This window comes from Pseudarthrobacter sp. L19, assembly GCF_050859435.1.
Lineage (GTDB): Bacteria > Actinomycetota > Actinomycetes > Actinomycetales > Micrococcaceae > Arthrobacter.
The window spans coordinates 1,439,384-1,459,443 of record NZ_CP193935.1; the positions used below are offsets into that span (position 1 = coordinate 1,439,384).

Sequence of the window (20,060 nt, forward strand, 5' to 3'; positions counted from 1 at the left end):
TGCCTTCCGGAGGAGCGGCCGTCAGCGGCCCCCACGGCACCAATCACCCCCACCGTCCATACTGGAACTTGCCGTATCCAAGCAATCCCCGAGGAATCCATGCCCCTGAACAGAGCGTCACTGAAGCGTGACGGCTTCACCGGATTTCGGCCCCTGGGCGAGCTTGAGATCAACCGCATCCCGCAGAAGCCCGGCATCTTCGCCGTTCTGCTGCCCGCGGGCGGCCAGGAGCCGGCCGAGCCGGAGTTCCTCGCCAAGAGCACCGCAGGAGTCTTCAAGAAAAGAACCCCGGCCTGCCCCAGGAAACACTGAAGGCCGAGTGGGTCGAAGGCGCCGACATCCTCTACCTGGGCAAGGCGGGCCCCGGCAGCAAGGGCAACCGCGGGCTCCGACGGCAGATCCAGGAATTCGTCGACTTCGGTCGGGGCAGGCCGCCCGGTCACTGGGACGGCCGGCTCATCTGGCAGTTGGCCGCCGCGGACCGGCTCATCATCGCCTGGCGCGAACTCCCGGTCGACGAGTTGGCCCCGGCCCTGGCGTCCTACCACGCGGCCTTCGTCGAGGACTTTGGCCGGCTGCCCTTCGCGAACCTGGTCCAGGTACCTAGCCCCCGAAGCTGAACCGGCCCGCCACCAGCGTCGCGGCCACCGGCATCGCGGCGAATGCGGCGTCGTCCACGGTGAGCGGATCCCCCTCCACGACGACGACGTCGGCCGGGTCGCCGACGCGGATGCGGGAACGCCCGCGGGCGGAGGCCGCCAGTGCCTCCCGCCGCGTCAGCGCCTGCTCCGGATGCCACGGCTCCCGCCCGTCGCCGCGCGCCCGGGTAGTCGCGGCGGACATAGCCGTCCACGGCTCCAGCGGGGCCACCGGCGCGTCCGACCCGAGCGCCAGCGTGGCCCCGGCGTCGAGCAGGGACCGCAGTGGGAAGGCCCGGTCTGTGCGCCCCTCCCAATTGGCGTCGGCGGCGTCGCGGTCATCCAGCGCGTGGGCCGGCTGGACACTGGCGGTCAGCCCCTGCTCGCCGAAGCGCGCAAAGTCCTGCCGCCGGACGAACTGGGCGTGTTCGATGCGTCCCTTCACGCCCGCGGCGGCGAAGGCGTTCAGCGCGACCTCGTTGGCGCCGTCGCCGATCGCGTGCACCGCGGGCACAAACCCGGTGTCGCGGGCCCGCACCAGCAACTCCAGGAGCTCGTACTCGCTCACCGTCAGCAGCCCACGGCCGCCGTGCGGATAGGGGTCCACGCAGTACGCAGTGCGGGTGTTCAGCGACCCGTCGATCAGTACCTTTAGCGGCCCAACGCTGAGCAGGCCGGCGCCGCCTGGAACCTGCTGGCCGGTGCGCAACCCCTCCGCCACAGCCCGGTCAAGGTCCTGCGGGTACACCCCCGCCTCCACCCGGAATGAGTTGAACCCGTCGGCGATCCGGCGCAGCCAGGGGTCCCGGTTCCACACCATCTCAAGGTCCACGACCCCCACGATGCCCCGAGCGGCGGCCGCCGCACCCGCGGAGCGGACCAAGGCGTCGACATCGGCATCGGGCAGGCGGCCCAGCTCGCGGGTCAGCGCGAACGCCGGCTCCTCGCGGAGTAGCCCGTCCGGGCCCGGGGTTACCCCGTAGCGCGCGGCGGCGGCCGAATTGAGCCAGACGCAGTGCAGGTCGTGGCTGATCAGCGCCACCGGAATACCGCCTGTCGCCCCGTCGAGCAGCTCCAGGCTGGGGGCGTCGGCCCATACGGCGTCGCGAAAGCCGACGCCGACCAGCGTCCGGCCGCCGGAGACCGGGCCGCCGTCGCGCACGGCGCCGTCGCGCACGCCGCCAACGTGAGCCCCGACGACGGCGGCGGCCTCCCGCGCCGACGCGGCACCGGAGAGATCCACCCGGCCCAAGGTCAGCGCCCACTGGTTCATGTGCACGTGCTCGTCCCACAGCCCGGGAATCACGAACCGGCCGTCGAAGTCCACCCGCCGTGTCCCCGCCGGAACCGATGCGTGGGACCCCGCCGGCGCGATAGCCGCGACCCGCCCACCACTCAGGAGGATGTCACACGGCGTCATATCGTCCGGCTGGTGGACGCCGGTGAGAAGAAGGTCCGGCGCACCGGCGTCGGGGGCTGTTTTAGGCATAGCAGCAAGGCTAAAGGGGTCCCCGGAGCGCAGCAATCCACGTAGCAGCAGCCACACAACGCACACCCGTATCAGCCCCCGCCTGAGGCGGCAGTCCAAGGGACCTTTGTCCCCTTGCCCGGGCAGAGCGGCCCCGTCACTCTGGGTATTGGGCGAATCCAGCACGGCAATTTTGGGGAATTGGGGAAGCGCCTGCGAGGAAATTTCGGTCTCGCTATGACCCTGGGGTGAGGAAATGGCAGTTGCACTTTCCAGCTTGGGCAGGAAAGGCAGGAGATCCGCCATGGTGAATGACCGGCAGCAAGAGGCACGGCAGCGGGGACCGGCAACGCCCGGCGTCGCGGGGAGCGCTGAGGCGCCATGAGCCCCTTGGGACACGCCCATCACAGCAGTCGCGCGAGATCCTTTTTGGCGCATCCGTCCCACGGCGACCCGCGCATCAAGGTGGTGCTGCACACCGACCCGGCGTCCGAAACCGTTCGGGTGGACGTGCGGGGCGTCGTGACGACGACGAACATCCGCGCGCTGTATGTCGTCTGCCGGCGGGTGGTCGCCAAGTTCGTGGGCTTCGAAATCGTCGTGGACCTCGGCCATGCCCGGGTTACCGCGGCCGCCTTCGACGAACTCCGCGAGCACGCCCGCCAGTCGATCGTCTCCTCGGGGATCGATGCCTCCGTTACGCCCTGCCGCCTGCGGATCGTTGATCCGCCGGTGGTCCTTCGAGTCAAGGAGTCTGCATGAAAGCCCTCGTCTATGGCGGCCCCGGCAAGAAATCCTGGACCGACGTTCCGGACCCGGTGATCACCAACCCGAGCGACGCGATCGTCCGGGTGGACACCACCACCATCTGCGGCACGGACTTGCACATCCTCAAGGGCGACGTGCCCGCCGTGACCGAGGGACGGATCCTGGGCCACGAGGGCGTCGGCACCATCACCGAGGTGGGGTCCTCCGTGACGAGCCTCAAGGTGGGGGACCGGGTGATCATCTCCTGCATCAAGTCCTGCGGGCATTGCGCCAACTGCAAGACCGGCCTGTACTCGCACTGCTTAGGGGAGGAGGGGAAGTCCGGGATTGGCTGGGTGTTCGGGCACCTGATCGACGGCACGCAGGCCGAGTTCGTCCGGGTTCCGTACGCGGAGAACTCGCTGCACCTGCTGCCGGAGGGCGTCAGCGACGAGGAAGCCGTGATGCTCTCCGACATCCTCCCCACGGGCTTCGAGATCGGCGTGCAGTACGGCCGGGTCAAGCCGGGGGACACCGTTGCGGTGATCGGGGCCGGGCCGGTGGGCCTCGCCGCAATCGCTACGGCCGGGCTTTATGGCGCGGCCACCATCATCGCCGTCGACCTGGACGCGAACCGGCTGGAGAAGGCCCGGGAATTCGGGGCCACCGACGCCGTCCTCTCCAGCGACGCCGACTGGAAGGACCAGGTCCTGGCCCGCACCGACGGGCTGGGCGTGGACGTGGCGATCGAGGCGGTGGGTGTCCCGGCGACCTTTGGCATGTGCACGGACATCGTTCGTCCCGGCGGCACGGTGGCCAACGTGGGCGTGCACGGCAAACCCGTGGAACTGCACGTCGAGGACCTCTGGATCCAGAACATCACCATCAGCATGGGCCTGGTCAACGCCAATACGACGCCGATGCTGCTGAAGCTCGTGGCCCGGAAGAAGATCCCGGCGGCCAAGTTCGCCACCCACCGGTTCCGCTTCGAGCAGTTCCTGGACGCCTATGACACCTTCGCCCGGGCGGCAGAAACCAAGGCGCTGAAGGTGGTGATCAGCGGATGAGGGCCCATGTCGTCTACGACTCCGCCTACGGCAACACCAAGTCGGTGGCCGAGGCCGTCGCGGAGGTCTTCCACTCGGATCCCATCCCGGTCACCGACTTCCGGCCCTCGGACCTGCTGGCGGGGGACCTGCTGGTCCTGGGCAGCCCGATTAACGGCTGGCGTCCCACGCCCAAGGTCACGGAACTGCTCTCCGGGCTGGGCGACGGCGACCTGGCCGGCGTGAAGGCCGCCGCCTTCGACACCCGGGTGCGGATGTTCATCCACGGCGACGCGGCCAAGAAGATGGCCCAGTCACTGAAGGACCACGGCGCGGACATCATCTCCGAGCCCATGCCGTTCTACGTCCGCGGCAGCGAGGGCCCGCTGCGGCCCGGAGAGATCGAAAAGGCGACCCGTTGGGGTCAGTCGCTACTGGAGGCGGCGGAAAGGCTATGAAGCCCGGGCGGGTAGTCCTGCTGGTCCTCGGCTCGCTCGCCGCGCTGCTGGGCTTGGGCCTGCTCGCCGGGGCCGCCGCCACCGGCTGGGCCAACTACCAGCAGCGCGACGGCGGCTATTTCACCACCCCGACGGAACGCTTCACGGCGGACGGCTACGCGCTGACACTTCCCCGGATCAACATCCTCGACGACGGCGGCATGCGCCCCAACGGCACACTTCCCGGGACGGACGCGATGCCGGGCAGCATCTTGTTACGCGGTTCCGCCGCAGACCCGTCCCGGCCGGTGTTCATCGGAATCGCCCGCCAGGCCGACGTCGCGGGCTACCTCGCCGGCGTCCCGCACTCCGAGCTCGCCGACGTCCGGTTCTCGCCCTTCCAGGCCGACTACCGCACCGTCCCCGGGACGAAGGCGCCCGGGCGGCCGGCGGAGCAGACCTTCTGGGCCGCCTCCGTCTCCGGGACGGGCAGCCAGGACCTGCGCTGGGACATCCGGCCGGGGAATTGGGCCGTCGTCATCATGAACGCCGACGCGGCGAGCCCGGTGGCCGTGGACCTGAGCGGCGGGGTCCGTTCGGAGCTCCTGCTGCCGATCTTTATCGGCCTGCTGATCGCCGGAGTGGTGCTGCTGGGCGTCGGGGTGCTGCTGATCGTTTTGGGCGCGGCGGGGCTGGGGGCTGCAGGGCCGGGGGCCCCGGCTATCCCGTGCTGCCGCCACCCTACGGTTACCCGCCGCCGTCGCGCATCTATCCTGCCCGGCTCAGCGGCCACCTGGACCCGCAGCTGTCCCGGTGGCTGTGGCTGGTGAAGTGGTTCCTGGCCATCCCGCACTACATCGTGCTGTTCTTCCTCTGGTTCGCGCTGGTGGTCACCACGATCGTGGCGGGGTTCGCCATCCTGTTCACCGGCCGGTATCCGCGCTCGCTGTTTGTCTTCAACGTGGGCGTGATCCGCTGGAGTTGGCGAGTGGCGTTCTATTCCTACTCGGCGCTGGGCACGGACCGGTACCCGCCCTTCACCCTGGCCCGGACCGACTATCCCGCCGACTTCGACGTCGACTACCCGGACCGGCTCTCCCGCGGCCTGGTGCTGGTGAAGTCCTGGCTGCTGGCCATTCCCCATCTGCTGATCGTGGGGATCCTGACCGGCACCGTGCGCGGCTGGGGCGGCCGGGAGCGCTACTGGGACGGCACGCAATGGGTGCAGGAAAACGCGGGCATCTCCCTAATCGGGCTGCTGGTGCTCATCGCGGGGGTGTTGCTCCTGTTCACCGGCCGATACTGGACAGGTCTCTTCGACCTGCTGATGGGGCTCAACCGGTGGGTCTATCGGGTCATCGCCTACGTGGCACTCCTCCGAGACGAGTATCCGCCGTTCCACCTGGACCTCGGCCCCGCCGATCCCGGCGACGCGCAGCCGGCGCCGGCGCCCGGCTCGACCTGGCCGGCGCCGGTCCCGCCCGGACCAGTCCCACCCGCCCCGGCCCCGCCGTCGCCCGGTCCGGTCCCGCCGCCGGCTTCCTGAACCTGTTGGCCCAAGGGGGTAGCGTCCACACCGGGCGCGGTTACACTGGCAACAGTCGGCAACGTTGCTGTATCCAGCGTCCCTGCGGGGGCGGACACGGCAGGTTCCAGGCAGGAGGCGATCATGGCAGTCACCTTCTTATCGCGCGACGGTCACGGACGGCACGTCGCCGTCGGTCTTGCGGCCTGCCTGGTAGCGGCGGCCCTCGCCAGCTCCTCCCAGCCGGCTGTCACGGCGGCACCCGCGGTGCGCGTGGTGGTGGTCGGCGATTCACTCAGCACCGGCCACGGAACGTCTCCCGACCACGCCTGGCCGGCCCTGATCCGGACGGATCCCGCCCTGTCCGGGTTCCAGGTGATCAACGCCGCGGAAAACGGCAGCGGCTACGTCCGCCCGGGTGATGCCGACGGCACCTTCGGCAGCCAGGTGGACCAATTCGTCACCCCGGACACCGGCGTCGTGGTGTTCTTCGGTTCGGAGAACGATCTTGGCTACGCCCCCGCCGACGTCGGCGAGGCGGCCTCGACGGCGCTGGCCCACGCGGAGGTCGCGGCCCCTTCGGCCAAGCTGATCGTGGTGGGCCCGCCGTCGTACACTACGGACCCCGACCCCGGCCTGCTGGATATCCGCTCCCAACTCAGGAGCGCCGCCCAGAGTGCGGGCGCCGAATTCGTGGACCCCATCGCCGAGGGCTGGATCAGCGACGACGTCGAGGACCTGATCGGGCCCGACGGCGACCACCCCACCGTTGCCGGACAGGAATACCTGCTCCAGCACATCGCCGCCGTGATCGAGCACGCCGCTCCGGAACAGAACCCGCAGCCGGGCCGGCCGGCCGAATAACGCCGACGATCCCGGGGAATTCCTAGGAAACGCCCGTAAGGTGGGCGCGTGCCACCTCTCGACGTCGTTATATCCGCCTGGCAGGTCGACTGGACCGCGCTGGTCCTCGCGCTGATCGCCGGCACCCTCTACGGCCTGGGACTGCGGGCCGCGGCGGCAAAGGGCGGGCGCTGGCCGCTCTGGCGCACGCTCGCCTTCTACCTCCTGGGCCTCGGCTCATTCCTGGTGCTGACCTGCGGGTTCACCGGCGTCTACAGCGCCGGGCTGCGGTGGGCGTTCACGGTCAAGATCACGCTGCTGCTCTTCGTCGTCCCGCTCCTGATCGGCATCGGAAAACCCATCGGCCTGGCCCGCGCCGCCTTGTCGGAGCGCGGCGCCGGACGCCTGGACTCCGTGCTGGGCCACCGCCTGGTCCGCTTCGTCAGCAATTCCCTGGTGGCACCGCTGCTGGGCCTGGCGCTCTTCTCGACGTTCCTGACCCCGGCGTTCTATGTGCTGCGGGCCAACCCGCTGGCGGAGGCCCTGCTGACTGTGGTCATCCCAGTGCTGGGCCTACTGATGGCGTTGCCCATCATCGAGGAAGCCGACTTCCACCGCTCCAGCGCCTTCATCACGCTGGAGTTCGTCTTCGTCTTCATCGAGTTGCTGGTGGACGCCGTCCCCGGCATCCTGCTTCGGCTGAACGGTCAGGTCCTGGACCTGATGACGGCGCGGCAGGCCGGGCCTAGCTGGTTCCCCGACGCGCTCCGGGACCAGCAACTGGCCGGGGACGCGCTCTGGTTCATCTGCGAGGCCGTGGACCTGCCGCTGATCATCCTTATGTTTATGCGGTTCTCCCGCACGGATAAGCGGGAGGCGCGGAGCTTCGACGACCTGACGGACAGCGAACTGGAAGCGCTCAACGCCGAACACCTGCGCCGGGGCCGCTAGCCCCATACTGCCGGGCGGCTGCCGCGCCGGGCCGGCGCGCCTGGTTACTGTGCCGGCGGGACTGGAGGCTGGCCGGAGCCCGGGTAGCCGCCCGGGTACTGCTGGGGCTGCTGCGGTGCCGGGTACTGGCCGCCGTGCGTGTCCCAGGACTGCGGACCCACCGGGCCGTGCTGCTGCGGGCCCAGGTGGGCGCCCGGAGGGGTGCCGCCCTGCATCCGGATCAGTTCCGCGGTGTTCTCCGCGGTCCGGATGCCGGCCACCAGGGACTCGAGGCCGATCCGCGCCAGGGCCAGGTAGATGATCACGATCAGCGGGCCGATCACCAGCAGCACCAGCACCCCGAGGAACGGGTTCCGGCTGGCGAAGGCCGAGATGACGAAGAAGAGGTACATCACGCCGAGGGCGATCATGATCAGGATGTAGACGATCCTGGCGATCGACGGCGCGACGAACCGGGTGAAGGAAAAATCGAAGAGGTTTTTCATTGGCTCCCCCAAGGAGTGGCCCGCCACCTGCGGGCGGGATCGTGTCGGTTGTGCAGAGCCTAACCGAAACACGGTCCCGCCAACGCAAGGCGGCACGGCGCGCCAACCCAAGGCCGCCTCAGTCCCGTTGCGCCAGCCCCCGAACGGGGTCGGGCAGACCCGGAGTGGGGCAGACAGTCCCGCGTCAGGCCTCGCGCGACGCCGGGGACTTGGTCTGCGCCGGATCGCGCTCGGCCAGCGAACCGATGGCCGCATCGATCTTGTCCATGATGCCCTGATCGAGCTTCACGCCGGCCGCAGCGACGTTCTTCTCGATCTGTTCGGGCCGTGAGGCACCCATGATGGCGGAGGCGACGTTCTTGTTCTGCAGCACCCAGGCGATGCTCAGCTGCGCCATAGTCAGGCCGGCCTCGTCGGCGATGGGCTTGAGTTGCTGCACGCCGGTGAGGACCTCGTCGGACATCCAGCGCTCGATCATCCGCGCGCCGCCCTTGGAATCGGTGGCGCGGCTGCCCTCCGGCGCGGGCTTGCCCGGGTGGTACTTGCCGCTGAGGACACCCTGGGCCATGGGGGACCAGACGATCTGGGACAGGCCCAGCTCCTCGGATGTGGGGACCACTTCGGCCTCGATGACCCGCCACAGCATGGAGTACTGCGGCTGGTTGGAGATCAGCTGGAAGCCCAGTTCCTTGGCGAGGGCGTGGCCGTCGCGGATCTGCTGCGCGGTCCATTCGCTGACGCCGATGTATAGCGCCTTGCCCTGCCGGACGATGTCGGCGAAGGCCTGCATGGTTTCTTCCAGCGGGGTTTCGAAGTCGTACCGGTGGGCCTGGTAGAGGTCGACGTAGTCGGTCTGCAGCCGGGACAGGGAGCCGTTGATGGACTCCATGATGTGCTTGCGGGAAAGCCCCAGGTCGTTGTGGCCCTTGGGGCCGGTGGGGCCGAAGACCTTGGTGAAGATTTCCAGGGATTCACGCCGCTCGCCCTTGAGGGCCTCGCCGAGGACGGTCTCGGCGGCCGTGTTGGCGTAGACGTCGGCCGTGTCGAAGGTGCTGATCCCGGCGTCGAGCGCCGCCCGCACGCACTGGGTGGCGACGTCGTTCTCCACCTGTGAGCCGTGGGTGAGCCAGTTGCCGAAGGTGATTTCCGAGATCTTGAAGCCGCTATGGCCGAGGTATCTGAATTCCATGGGTCCCAACGTAGCCCAGATACCCGGGCGCGGTAAGGGCTCAGCTGGCCTTGCGCTCCGGACGGCCGGCGGCGGGGAGCTCGCGGACGGAGACGGTGACTTCGGGTGCCGCGGCCGCCTCGGCCCGTGCGCAGGCCCGGGCATCGGCGCGTTCGACGGCGGCCGCCCATTCCGGGGAGATCTGCGGTTCCTTGCGGGCCGGCTTCAGTTTCGGCCTGCGTTTCGTCGCAACGGGTGCGCCGGCGCGGCGACCGAAGAGTGCCATGCCCAGCGTGGCTATGAGCCTGCCGAGGCCGGCGAGCAGGAGGGTGATGACGAAGGCCGCCGCGACGCCGACGAACATGACGACGCCGATCACGAGGGTGCCGGCGTAGGTCAGATTCATGGCGGTGGTCGTCGGGTCTTCCACGTCGCCTCTCCCTTCCAAGCCTGCTGCGGGCCGTTCCCGGCCACCGTTAACCTTACGGAGAATCGGCCGCCGACGCGCCGGGAAACGTTGGCGGAGCCAGGATGTGTCCAAGCCGATACCTTCGGGCCCGCGGCGGCCCGCCACAGGCATATAGTCGGTGTCAGCTTCGGGCCGTCGGGGACCGGGCGAGGGAAGGGAAACGCGTGCAGCAGTCAGGGTTCGAGGGCCGGTGCCCGTGCCTCTCCGGTGAGCAGTACGGGCAGTGCTGCGGCCGGTACCACCGCGGGGAAGCGGAAGCACCGACCGCCGAGCAGCTGATGCGGTCACGGTACAGCGCGTTCGTGGTCCTGGATCCGGAGTACCTGCTCCGCACCTGGCATCCGGAGACCCGGCCGGCGGAGCTGGACCTGGATCCGGCGATCCAGTGGCGGCGGCTGGACATCCTCGCGACCCACCGCGGCGGCCCCCTGGACAGCGAGGGAACGGTCGAGTTCGCGGCGCACTACCGGGTGGCCGGGGAGCGCGGCGTCCAGCGCGAGACCAGCCGGTTCCGCCGGCTGGACCGCCGCTGGTACTACCTCGACGGCGTCGAGGGCCGCTAGGGGTGCCGTTTCCCGGAGGGGATTAGCGCTCCTCGACCGTTTCCACCGGGGTGAAGCCGGCGCGGTCCACCTTGCGGTGGAAGCGCATGCCCGCGAGGCCGCCCAGCATGGCGCCGATCAGGGCCACGACGGCCACCACGACGGCGGCGATCACGCTGGTGGTGGTGAGGTCGCCCTCGTTGACCGGGATGCGCGGGAAGCTGTTCAGGTTGGCGAGGACGTCGAACTTCTGGCCGGCGGTCATGGCCAGGATGGCGACGACGACGGCGGCGATCAGCGCCCAGATCCACACCATGAGGCCCTGCCGCGCGCCGTTGAAGCGCGCCATCCGGCCGGCCACGTAGCCGCCGCAGTAGTAGGAGAGGAACAGGATCACCAGGAGGGTGATGATGCCGGCGAGGCCGACGGTCTGGTTGCCGGAGGCCTGGTTCACGGCATCGTTCACCGTGGTGTTGGTGGCGAGGCCGACGGCGGTACCGGCGGCGGCGACAAGCGCGGTCAGGATCACGGCCATGCCGGTGGCGGCGAGCCAGCCGAAGAAGGCCGAGCCGACCTTGATGCCGCCGAACTGTTCCTTCTCGCGGGCAACGACCGTTTCGCGGGTGGGGACCTCCTCGACGACGGTCTCCCGGTCCAGCCGGTCGTGGCGGTCCAGTCCGTCCTGGCGGGGGTCGCGCGAGCCATGGATGGGCCGGTTGTCGTGGTGGTCCCGGGCGGCCGTTGCGGCGGCGGCACCCGTTGCGGCGCCGGCGGCGGCGGGCATGGCGCGGGTCTCGGTGGAGTGGTCTGCCCGGTCCTCGGCGCGGAGTTCGCGTTCTTCGGCGGCGGCCGCGGCGGGAGTCTCCGCCCGGTGCTCGGCGTGGTGGCCGGCGTGCTCTTCGGCGGGCCGGACAGTTTCGGTCCCGGCAGGGCGGACGGGCTCGGCGGTGTCCTGCCGGGCGTCGTGGATCCGGGCGTCGCGGCCCGGTTCGAGGTCCGCCGTGCTCTCGCGGCGGGGGCTGCGGTCTTCGGGGCCTGCTGTGCTGCTCATGATGGCTGCTCGCTTTCATTGGGAGACCCGTGCCGGCTGATCCGGCCGGGCACGGCAATGCTTCGACCGTCATCAGGTCTTGCCATACCTAACCACGCCGGCAACCCAATTAGCAAGGTTGCTTATTATTAGGGATCGCGGGTGTTGCCGCAGGTCAGCGGTAGCTCCGGTGCAGGTTTTCCGCCTTCGACTCGCGCGGGGAGGCGTCGGCGATCCACGGCCCGGTGCCCTCCGACTGGTCCAGCACCCCGGCCTCCAGCCACTCGTAGTCGCCGGCCAGCACCCTCGCCGTCAGGCCTCGGTCGCCGTCGTCGGTGTTCCGCCAGAGCTGGTCGAAGTATTCCTCGACCCGCACCCGGGCCTGCGCGCAGTAGGCATCGGCCAGTTCGTAGGCGGACGCCCCGCGCTCCGGCGCGGTGCGCAGCAGCATCTCGGCCCGGGAGCAGCAGGCGGAGATGGCGAACAGCTCGGCGCCGATGTCCACGATCCGGCCCAGGAACGCCTGTTTGTGCTCCAGCCCCGCCTGCCAGCGGCCCATCCCGTAGAAGGTCTGGCGCGCCAGCTTCCGCGAGGCGCGCTCGACGTACCGCAGGTGCCGGGCCAGCCGGCCGAAGTCACCGTAGGACCGCGGGTCCATGCCGTTGCCGGCGAGCAGCTTCGGCAGCCAGCGGGCGTAGAAGCCGGAGGCGCCGACGGCGGCCCGGGCCTTGTCCGGCAGGCTGGCGTCCGCGGTGGCCAGCGCGCCCGCGGCGGCCAGGTGCGCGTCCACGGCCTCCCGCGCGATCAGCAGCCGCATGATCTCCGAGGACCCCTCGAAGATCCGGTTGATCCGCAGGTCCCGCAACTGCTGCTCGGCCTGCACTGCCCGCTCGCCCCGGGCCTGCAGCGAATCGGCGGTTTCGAAGCCACGGCCGCCGCGGATCTGCACCAGCTCGTCCGCGATCCGGCAGCTGATCTCCGTGGACCAGAGCTTGGCCAGCGCCGCCTCGATCCGGACGTCCTTCTGCCCGGCGTCGGCCAGCTCGGCGCACAGTTCGAAGACCGCGTCCAGGGCGAAGGCGCTCGCCGCGATGAAGGCGATCTTCTTTCCCACCGCTTCGTGCCGGCCCACCGGGCGGCCCCACTGGGTACGGGCGTTGGACCATTCCCGTGCGATCTTGAGGCTCCAGCGGCCGGACGCCACGCAGAGGGCCGGGATGCTCAAGCGGCCGGTGTTCAGCGTGGTCAGCGCGATTTTCAGGCCCTGTCCCTCCCGTCCCAGCCGGTTCGCGGCGGACACCCGGACCTGGTGGAAGCGGGTGACGCCGTTCTCGATGCCCCGCAGGCCCATGAACGCGTTGCGGTTCTCCACCGTGATACCGGGCGAGTCCATCTCCACCACGAACGCGCTGATCCCGCCCCGGTGCGCCGTGCCGTCCGGGTCCGTGTGCGGCGGCACCACGGCCATGACCACCACCAGCTCGGCGATTACGCCATTGGTGGTCCACAGCTTCACGCCGTCGAGGAGGTAGGAGGAGCCGTCGTCGGAGGGCACGGCCGTGCTGCCCATGCGGGCGGGGTCGCTGCCGACGTCGGGCTCGGTGAGCAGGAACGCGGTGATGGCACCGGCCGCGCACCGGGGGAGGTACTCGCGTTTCTGCTCCGCTGTGCCGAACACCTTGACCGGTTCGGGTACGCCGATCGACTGGTGGGCGGAGAGCAGCGCGCCCAGGCTGGGATGCACCGACCCCAGCAGGGCCAGGGCTCGGCCGTAGTAGACCAGCGTGAGGCCCAGTCCGCCGTACTCACCGGGAATCTTCATGCCGAACGCGCCCAGATCCGCCAGGCCCTTGATGTATTCGTCCGGGATTTTCGCCTCCCGCTCGATCACCCGGCCGGACATGGTGCGGCAGTAGACCGTGAGCCGCTCCATGAACGCCTCGCCGCGTTCGACGTCGTCGGCCGGGGCCTGCGGCCAGGGATGGATCAGGCCTGGGTCGAAGCTGCCCAGGTACAGGCCCTTCGCGAAGCTGGGCCGGTCCCAGCTGGTGTCCCGGGCGGCCTCGGCGACGGCGCGGGCGGTGTCCGCGGTGGCGCCGGCCCCCAGTTCGCCGGCCGGCGGGGCTTCGACGGCGGGATGTCCGGTTTCCGGCCCCGGATCGGGAGCGGCTGGGTTGTCGACGGCGGAGCTCACTGGGCATCTCCCCTCACCGGACTGGCCGGCTCAAGCCCTGGATCCGCCGCGGGTGGAGGACCCTTCAGCTGTCCCGCAAGACTACCCGCGGGTAGGTGCCGGTGCTAGGGGACGAGTGCCCGATCAGTTCGCCCGGGAAGTCGCCGGGCAGTTCCACCTGGCCCGCGTGGTGGACCAGGTGCTCCCACGCCGTGTTGATCCCGGAGACCACGCCCACCAGGGTCCGGACGACGAGGAACCAGGCCAGCTTGCCCACGCCCAGCAGCGCCAGGGCCACCGTCGCCGCCGTCATGATGAACAGGGCCAGGAGGGCGGCAAAGAGCAGTGTCCCGCCGAACACCAGGGTCCCGGTTTCCACCGTGGTCAGATCAAACAGGCTCGCATCGAACTGCATTCTTCCTCCTGCAACGGCGCTTCGGCTGAATCAGTAGCCCGAGCGTAGGGCGGACGAGGGGGCCCGTTCCAGAGTCCCGGGGCGCGTCGGACCCTCTTGATACGGGATCGAGACGCTACCCGGTGGTAGGTCACGAACAGATCGCAGGAGCCCCACCAGAAACATGCGCCCCATGCTCCGGCGTGGAGGCGAGAGGCGGCGAGCCCGGCGTCGGCGGTGCCTGCGTTAACCTTGTAGCTGGCAGTTTTGCGTCGCTGCCGTCCCCCGGCAGCGAGAGGAGAGTTGCGTGCCTGGATCCGCCCTGTCCTCCGCGGACGCCATCAGTGCCCGGCTGCGCGAACTGGAACTGCTGACCAAGGGACCCGCGTGGGCGCTGACCCGCTCCGCCCCCTGGGTGATCGCGGTCCTGCAGGCCTCCTTCACCCGCACCCGGCCGCAACTGCCGCTGGAACAGTTCCACGCCGACGTCGACTCCTTCCTCGAACAGCTCCGCCGCCAGGAGCCGGGCCTTGGCGGGTCGGCGAACGGCAAGGCTTTCGGCGACGAATGGACCCGGAAAAACTTCCTCACCCGCCGCAACCAGTCGGGCCAGATCGTCTACGAGGTCACCGAACCGGCGGCCCGCGTGCTGGCGTTCCTGGACAGCCTCTCCAGCGAACGCTCCACCCTCAACGGCTCCCGCCTGGGAACGCTGCTGGGCGACGTCGAGAAGCTGGCCAACGAAACCAACCCGGACCAGAGCGCCCGGCTGGAGGCGCTCCAGGAAGAGATCGGCGAACGGCACCAGCTGATCGAGGACATCAGCTCCGGGGAATTCGACGGCCTGCTCGACGACGAGGAAGCCGTCGAGGCCGCGGGCAACATCCTGGACCTCGCCGCGAGCCTGCCCGCCGACTACAAGAAGATGCGTGACCGGATCGAGGAACTGGTGGGCGAACTCCGCAACCAGATCATCGAGGAGTCGCTCAGCAAGGGCGCCACAATGGCCCAGGTCCTGGAGGCGGACAAGCGGCTCCGGCAGAGCCCCGAGGGCAGGACGTTCCGGTCCTTTACCGCCTTCCTGGAGGACCCCCAGCAGCAGCTGCGGTTCCGTTCCGCGATCGGCGAGGTGCTCAGCCGCCAGTTCGCCGACGACCTCAGCCAGGAGGAACGGGAGACGCTGAAGAACCTCGTCGCCGAGCTCCGCAGCCAGCACAGCCAGATCCAGCGGATCTACGGCAAGCTCAGCGAGAGCCTGAACACCTACGTGCAGAGCGACGACTACCGTCAGTCGGTGCGGCTGCGGAAGGTGCTGCGGGAGGCCGAGCAGGCGATCCGCTCGCTGCCGTACGAGCGCGAGCGGCCCGGCCTGGTCCGCGGGCCCGTGCTCTACAACGCGGGCTTCGAGTCGCTGGCCATGATCAAGCTCTTCGACCCGGACGAGTTCGCGGCCCCGCCCAAGCTGGCGGACCCGATCGCGTTCAGCGACTCGGACCGGGCGCGCTCGCCGCGGACCGGCAAGGCCAACCCGGCCGCCATCCGCGGCGCCGTCGCCGGCGCGGCCACCCTCGCCGAGGCCTGGGAGCAGCTGCCCGCGGACGAACGCCACATCAACTCCATCCGGGCGCTGCTCTCCCACGCGCTGCACCAGGGCGCCGGGTTCGACCGCGGCGGTTGGCAGCAGCTGGACTTCGAACAAATCGACGGGTCCACCCGCACCGCCTACCTCCCCGTCGTCACGCTTAAAGAGGACTGAAGATGACCGAATCGCCGCAGGACATGCCCGACGCCGGGGCCGAAACGGCCGCAACCCGGGCGCAGGCGGACCCGTTCACAGTGACTCCCCGCGACACCTTCGTCGACGGCGCGGCCCTCTTCCCCGGTGACACCGGGGTGCTGCCGATGAAGGTGCGGCAGGCGCTGGTGAAGCTGCTCAAGGGCCCCTACATCGACGGCGGCCGGGACGAGAAGCTCTGGACCACGCTGCTGGACAACCAGCTGATCCTGCGCAGCCGGCTCTCCGAGCTGTTCCTGACCCTGCAGCTGGACCATGAGCGGAAGGTCGCCGTCCTGCGCCCGGTGGACCCGGAGGCCATCGGCGGCAGCACCCGCTCCAGCATCCTGCGCCAGCAGCGCGCGCTCAGCCGGGTAGAGACGATCGTCCTGCTCCGGCTGCGGCTGTTGCTGGACCGGCACGTCACGGCCCAGACCGACCCGACCATCACGCGGGAGGAAATCGCCGACCTTGTGGCCCACTACCAGCCCGCCGGCCAGCAGGACGCCCTGCGCGACGCCGACGTCGTCAACCGCGCCATCACCAAGCTCCTGGCCCGCCAGCTGCTGCTGGGCACCGGCCTCGACGACGTGTACACCATCTCCAACGCCCTCCCGTTGGCCCTGCCCTTCGAAAATATCGGCGACATCCCCGCCCACATCGACGCCCTGATCGCCGCCGGTACAGACACCACCGGCACCGAACCCCTCCTCGAACTCGACGGGGACGCTGTTCCGGACGGTGACGACGCCACCGAGGACTCGGACGGTGAGGACGACTCGTCACCCAGCCCCGCCAACGAAACCGAGGCAGCCGAATGAGCATCGCAACCATGCTGCCGATGGGCGAGCTGACGAACCCGGGACAGATGCGCCTGGCCCTGGTGCAGGTGGTCAACTGGGGTACATTCCACGGCGCGCATACGATGCACGTGGACCGCAACGGCACCCTGCTGACGGGCAACTCCGGCGTCGGCAAGTCCACGCTGTTTGACGCGATGCTGCGCGTCTTCGATGCCCGGCCGCGGTCCAATGAGGCGGCGGCGCAGCGGGCCGGCGGGGCCGTCGAGGACAAGCGGACCACGTTCACGTATATGCGCGGCAAGGTGGGAGACAAGGCCGTCGGCGAGGGCTCGGCCAGCGCCTACCAGCGCCCCGGCGCCACCTGGTCCGCCGTCGCACTGACGTTCGACAACGCCGCCGGCACCCGGGTCACCATCTCGGCCCTCTTCGACCTGCCCAAGAACGGCACAGAATCCAGCGTCGGCCGGTTCTACCTGATCGACAACAAGCCGCTGGACCTGGCCAAGGTGGAGGGGATCGCGGAGAAGCGGTTCACCAAGTCCACGCTGGACGCCATCTTCCCGGAGGCCCAGATCTTCGACGTGCACAAGGCCTTCGCCGAGCGGTTCCGCCGGCTGCTGGGAATCAACTCGGACCAAGCGCTGCCACTGCTGCGCGTCATCCAGGCCGGCAAGGGCCTCGGCGGCAGCGTGAACACGTTCTTCCGCGACCAGGTCCTGGACGCCCCGGCCACCCTGGCCGCCGCGGACGACGTCGTCGAGGAATTCAGCAACCTCATGTCCATCCGGCAGCGGCTCGAGGACGTCCGCCAGCAGCGCGACCAGCTGGCCCCGGTCCCCGGCCTGAACAAGGAGTACGCCCAGTCCCTGCTGGACGCGAACCGGCTGCGGGAACTTGCCGGCGAGGAATTTGAGGCCTACCGGCAGCAGCTCGCCGTCGCCGTGCACGAGAAGACCCTGGCCCGGTTCAAGGACCTGGCGCAGGCGAAGGCCAAGGACCTGGCCGCCGAGCGGGCCGTCCGGGACGGGCTGGCCAAAGAACTGCGCCAGCTCGAGGCCGAGTACAACAACCAGGGCGGCAACGCGATCTCCGCGATCGAACAGTCGCTGGAAAACGCCCGGGTGGGCCTGAAGCTCCGCGAGGAAGTGGAGGCCTCCGCCCGGAAGGCCCTCACCGACGCCGGCCTGGAGCTCGACTGGACCGCCGCGGGCTGGGAGCAGGCCCACGAGCACGCCGCCGCGCGGTCGGCCGAACTCAAGGACGACTCCGAGGCGCTGAAGGAACTGCGCTTCGAGGCGTTCGACAGCCACGCCGCGCGCAAGCGTGAACTCGCCGCGGCCCAGCAGGAACTCGTCTCACTCAAGACCCGCAAGTCCCTCTTGCCGCCGTCGAGCATCGAGAACCGCACCGCCATCGCCGCCGCCACCGGGGTCCCGGAGGAGCAGATGCCGTTCGGTGGCGAGCTGATCGACCTCGCGGAGGGCCAGGAACGCTGGCGCCCGGCCGCCGAACGTGCGCTGCGGAGCCTCGCCACCACGCTGCTGGTGCCGGGCGAGCACTTCGCCGCCGTCACCCGCTACCTCAACGACCACACGGTCCGCGGTGCCCTCCGCGCCGTGGACATCTCCAAGCCGCTCGCAGGCGGGGCGCTGGCCGTGGCGGAGGCGTCCGACGGCGACCTGCTGGGCAAGCTGGACATCCTCACCGCCGGGCCCGAGGGCAGCGCGATTGCGGAGGCCGGGCAGTGGATCCGGGAGCGGATCGCCCTGGACTTCGCCTACCCGTGCGTGGAGAACCCGGACGAGCTTGCCGGCCTGGACAAGGGCCTCAGCCTGGGCGGCGTGGTCAAGCGCAACCGCCACACCGTGGAAAAGGATGACCGTTTCACCGGGCGGCAGGATTACGTCCTGGGCTTCGACAACGCCGCCAAGCTGGACCTGGTGGCGGCCCAGGTGGAGGAGCTGGAACGGGAACTGGCGCGGGCCGCGGAGCTTGCCCAGGACCGCGAGGAATCGCACCAGGGCATGACCCGGCAGCTTGAGGCGCTGCGGCGCGTCGCCGAGGACCACCGGCCCTGGGAGCAGGTGTCCGCGGCGGTCGCCGCCGAGGAGCTGGCCCGGATCGAACAGCGGCTCAAGGACGCCCTCGCCGCCCAGGCGGACCTGGAACCGCTGCGGGCCACGGTGGAGACGGCCCGCCAGCGGCACCAATCCAGCACCGAATCCGCCGCCGTGCTGCAGAGCGAATACAAGGCCCTGGACGCGCAGCTGACCACCGCCGACTCACTGCTGGACGCGGCCCGGCGCCGGCTCGCCGAGCAGCCGCCCTCCCCGGAGGCTGCCGCGGCCCTGGCGGAGTACTTCAGCGGCTTTGGCGATGTGCTGGAAATGCACGAACTGGACCTGCTGGCCAACCAGGTGCGGACCCGGCTGCTGGCCGAACTGCACGCCGCTGAGTCCCGCGGCCAGGCCACCGCTGAGCGGCTTACCCGCATCTTCGAGGGCTTCGTCCGTGAGTGGGGCACGGCCATCTCCGCCGACCACGGCACCTCCATCGGCGCCGCCGGCGAGTTCGAGGCCCGTTACCACGCGATCGTCAGCGACGGCCTGCCCGCCCAGGAGGCCGAGTTCCGGCAGTTCTTCAACCAGCGCACGCACGAATCGTTCTCCACGCTGCTGCACCTGCTGGACGAGGAGCGGCGCTCCATCACCAGCCGGATCCTGCCGCTGAACGGCATCCTGTCCCAGGTGAACTTCCACGAGGGCAGTTACCTGGAGCTGGACATTAAGCAGACCCTTCCGGCCACGGCCAAGCAGTTCAAGGACGCCATCCAGAACGCCCTCAAGGTCCGGCACGCCAGGCCCGGGAAGACTGTCGCCGCCGGTGCGTCGACGCCCGCGGACGACGACGTCGAACTCACCACCCGGTACAAGTCGCTGGAAACCCTCGTGAAGCGGCTGGGTTCGCAGAGCCCGGAGGACCGCCGCTGGCGCGCCGAGGTGCTGGACGTCCGCGGGCACCTGTTTATCCAGTGCAAGGAACACCGCGAGGTGGCCGCCCGCACCGGCAAGTCCGGCGCGGCGAAGTCCGGCTCGGCGAAGGGTGCGAAGAAGACCGAGGTGTTCATGCACGCGGACACCGGCTCCATGTCCGGCGGCGAGCGGCAGCGCTTCACCGCCTTCATCATGGCGGCCGCACTGAGCTACCAGCTGGGCATCGCCGAGCAGGGCTTCACCACCTACGGCACGGTCATGATGGACGAGGCGTTCGTCCTGGCCTCCGAGGAATTCGCCGGCGCCGGCATCAAGGCGCTACACGAATTCGGTTTCCAGCTGCTGCTCGCCGCCCCGGAGAACGTGATCGACCTGTCCCGGCACCTCGGTTCGGTGACCGAGATCCTCCGGGACAAGCGCACCAACCGTTCCGGCGTGTTGACGGCCCCGGTGATCGCCCCCAATGCCGCCGACGGCGGGGCGTGGCGGTCCGAGGCGAACCCGGTGGACATCATCCTGCGCTGACGCCGGCGCGCCCGGGCAGCCTAAGCAGCCCGGGCGCACAGGGTGAGAC

The 20,060-nt window shown here is 69.8% G+C and carries 18 protein-coding genes and 1 pseudogene; 12 read left to right on the top strand and 7 right to left on the bottom strand.

Going from position 1 to position 20,060, the window contains the following annotated elements:
- Positions 1–99: 99 nt before the first annotated feature.
- A pseudogene (locus tag ACRQ5B_RS06755) lies at positions 100–620 on the top strand (hypothetical protein).
- On the opposite strand, the gene ACRQ5B_RS06760 reads toward ACRQ5B_RS06755, so the two are convergent.
- Positions 604–2,127 carry an amidohydrolase gene (locus ACRQ5B_RS06760; RefSeq protein ID WP_432398179.1) on the bottom strand — a complete coding sequence of 508 codons (1,524 nt, stop codon included), beginning with the start codon at positions 2,125–2,127 and terminating at the stop codon, positions 604–606. The pseudogene ACRQ5B_RS06755 and the gene ACRQ5B_RS06760 overlap by 17 nt on opposite strands.
- A 408-nt stretch (positions 2,128–2,535) precedes the next feature.
- On the opposite strand from ACRQ5B_RS06760, the gene ACRQ5B_RS06765 reads away from it, so the two are divergent.
- The 7 genes from ACRQ5B_RS06765 to ACRQ5B_RS06795 all read left to right on the top strand — a co-directional run bounded on the left by ACRQ5B_RS06765 (position 2,536) and on the right by ACRQ5B_RS06795 (position 7,655).
- Positions 2,536–2,868, top strand: a complete 333-nt coding sequence (locus ACRQ5B_RS06765; protein WP_412884310.1) for a hypothetical protein — start codon at positions 2,536–2,538, stop codon at positions 2,866–2,868.
- The gene (locus tag ACRQ5B_RS06770) at positions 2,865–3,920 is read left to right on the top strand and encodes a zinc-dependent alcohol dehydrogenase family protein (RefSeq protein ID WP_432398182.1); all 1,056 of its coding nucleotides are present in this window, start codon (positions 2,865–2,867) and stop codon (positions 3,918–3,920) included. Before ACRQ5B_RS06765 ends, ACRQ5B_RS06770 begins: the two co-directional genes overlap by 4 nt.
- Positions 3,917–4,357 (top strand): flavodoxin family protein, encoded by a 441-nt coding sequence (locus tag ACRQ5B_RS06775; RefSeq protein WP_432398184.1) that lies wholly within the window; start codon positions 3,917–3,919, stop codon positions 4,355–4,357. Before ACRQ5B_RS06770 ends, ACRQ5B_RS06775 begins: the two co-directional genes overlap by 4 nt.
- The gene (locus ACRQ5B_RS06780) at positions 4,354–5,166 is read left to right on the top strand and encodes a hypothetical protein (RefSeq protein ID WP_432398187.1); all 813 of its coding nucleotides are present in this window, start codon (positions 4,354–4,356) and stop codon (positions 5,164–5,166) included. Before ACRQ5B_RS06775 ends, ACRQ5B_RS06780 begins: the two co-directional genes overlap by 4 nt.
- Positions 5,064–5,882: a DUF4389 domain-containing protein gene (locus ACRQ5B_RS06785; RefSeq protein ID WP_432398189.1), complete on the top strand. Its 819-nt coding sequence runs from the start codon at positions 5,064–5,066 to the stop codon at positions 5,880–5,882. Before ACRQ5B_RS06780 ends, ACRQ5B_RS06785 begins: the two co-directional genes overlap by 103 nt.
- Before the next feature lie 123 nt (positions 5,883–6,005).
- The gene (locus ACRQ5B_RS06790) at positions 6,006–6,725 is read left to right on the top strand and encodes an SGNH/GDSL hydrolase family protein (protein WP_432398192.1); all 720 of its coding nucleotides are present in this window, start codon (positions 6,006–6,008) and stop codon (positions 6,723–6,725) included.
- A 48-nt stretch (positions 6,726–6,773) separates the two neighbouring features.
- Entirely contained in the window at positions 6,774–7,655 is an 882-nt protein-coding gene (locus ACRQ5B_RS06795) for a cytochrome c oxidase assembly protein (protein WP_432398195.1), read from the top strand.
- Between the two features lie 44 nt (positions 7,656–7,699).
- On the opposite strand, the gene ACRQ5B_RS06800 is transcribed toward ACRQ5B_RS06795, so the two are convergent.
- The 3 genes from ACRQ5B_RS06800 to ACRQ5B_RS06810 form a co-directional block, all read right to left on the bottom strand.
- Positions 7,700–8,140: a DUF4282 domain-containing protein gene (locus ACRQ5B_RS06800; RefSeq protein ID WP_432398197.1), complete on the bottom strand. Its 441-nt coding sequence runs from the start codon at positions 8,138–8,140 to the stop codon at positions 7,700–7,702.
- Between the two features lie 184 nt (positions 8,141–8,324).
- Entirely contained in the window at positions 8,325–9,329 is a 1,005-nt protein-coding gene (locus ACRQ5B_RS06805; protein WP_290257267.1) for an aldo/keto reductase family protein, read from the bottom strand.
- A gap of 40 nt (positions 9,330–9,369) precedes the next feature.
- Positions 9,370–9,738 carry a hypothetical protein gene (locus tag ACRQ5B_RS06810; protein ID WP_432398200.1) on the bottom strand — a complete coding sequence of 123 codons (369 nt, stop codon included), beginning with the start codon at positions 9,736–9,738 and terminating at the stop codon, positions 9,370–9,372.
- Positions 9,739–9,941: 203 nt separating this feature from the next.
- Here ACRQ5B_RS06810 and ACRQ5B_RS06815 point away from each other — a divergent pair, with 203 nt between their 5' ends.
- Positions 9,942–10,340 carry a YchJ family protein gene (locus ACRQ5B_RS06815; protein ID WP_432398203.1) on the top strand — a complete coding sequence of 133 codons (399 nt, stop codon included), beginning with the start codon at positions 9,942–9,944 and terminating at the stop codon, positions 10,338–10,340.
- Between the two features lie 22 nt (positions 10,341–10,362).
- Here the strand turns inward: ACRQ5B_RS06815 and ACRQ5B_RS06820 are convergent, their stop codons facing one another.
- The 3 genes from ACRQ5B_RS06820 to ACRQ5B_RS06830 all read right to left on the bottom strand — a co-directional run bounded on the left by ACRQ5B_RS06820 (position 10,363) and on the right by ACRQ5B_RS06830 (position 13,937).
- Positions 10,363–11,370 (bottom strand): TIGR04086 family membrane protein, encoded by a 1,008-nt coding sequence (locus ACRQ5B_RS06820; protein ID WP_432398206.1) that lies wholly within the window; start codon positions 11,368–11,370, stop codon positions 10,363–10,365.
- Positions 11,371–11,524: 154 nt separating this feature from the next.
- A complete protein-coding gene (locus ACRQ5B_RS06825; RefSeq protein ID WP_432398209.1) occupies positions 11,525–13,543 on the bottom strand; it encodes an acyl-CoA dehydrogenase family protein in 2,019 nt (672 codons plus the stop codon).
- 64 nt (positions 13,544–13,607) lie between these two features.
- Positions 13,608–13,937: a hypothetical protein gene (locus ACRQ5B_RS06830; RefSeq protein ID WP_432398212.1), complete on the bottom strand. Its 330-nt coding sequence runs from the start codon at positions 13,935–13,937 to the stop codon at positions 13,608–13,610.
- A 286-nt stretch (positions 13,938–14,223) separates the two neighbouring features.
- Between ACRQ5B_RS06830 and ACRQ5B_RS06835 the strand changes: the two genes are divergently transcribed.
- From ACRQ5B_RS06835 to ACRQ5B_RS06845, 3 genes are read left to right on the top strand one after another with little or no spacing between them, the layout of a single operon-like run.
- Positions 14,224–15,672, top strand: a complete 1,449-nt coding sequence (locus tag ACRQ5B_RS06835; protein WP_432398215.1) for a DUF3375 family protein — start codon at positions 14,224–14,226, stop codon at positions 15,670–15,672.
- A 2-nt stretch (positions 15,673–15,674) separates the two neighbouring features.
- Entirely contained in the window at positions 15,675–16,511 is an 837-nt protein-coding gene (locus ACRQ5B_RS06840) for a DUF4194 domain-containing protein (RefSeq protein ID WP_432398218.1), read from the top strand.
- The gene (locus ACRQ5B_RS06845) at positions 16,508–20,011 is read left to right on the top strand and encodes an ATP-binding protein (RefSeq protein WP_432398221.1); all 3,504 of its coding nucleotides are present in this window, start codon (positions 16,508–16,510) and stop codon (positions 20,009–20,011) included. The genes ACRQ5B_RS06840 and ACRQ5B_RS06845 overlap by 4 nt, the downstream gene beginning before the upstream one ends.
- Positions 20,012–20,060 lie beyond the last annotated feature (49 nt).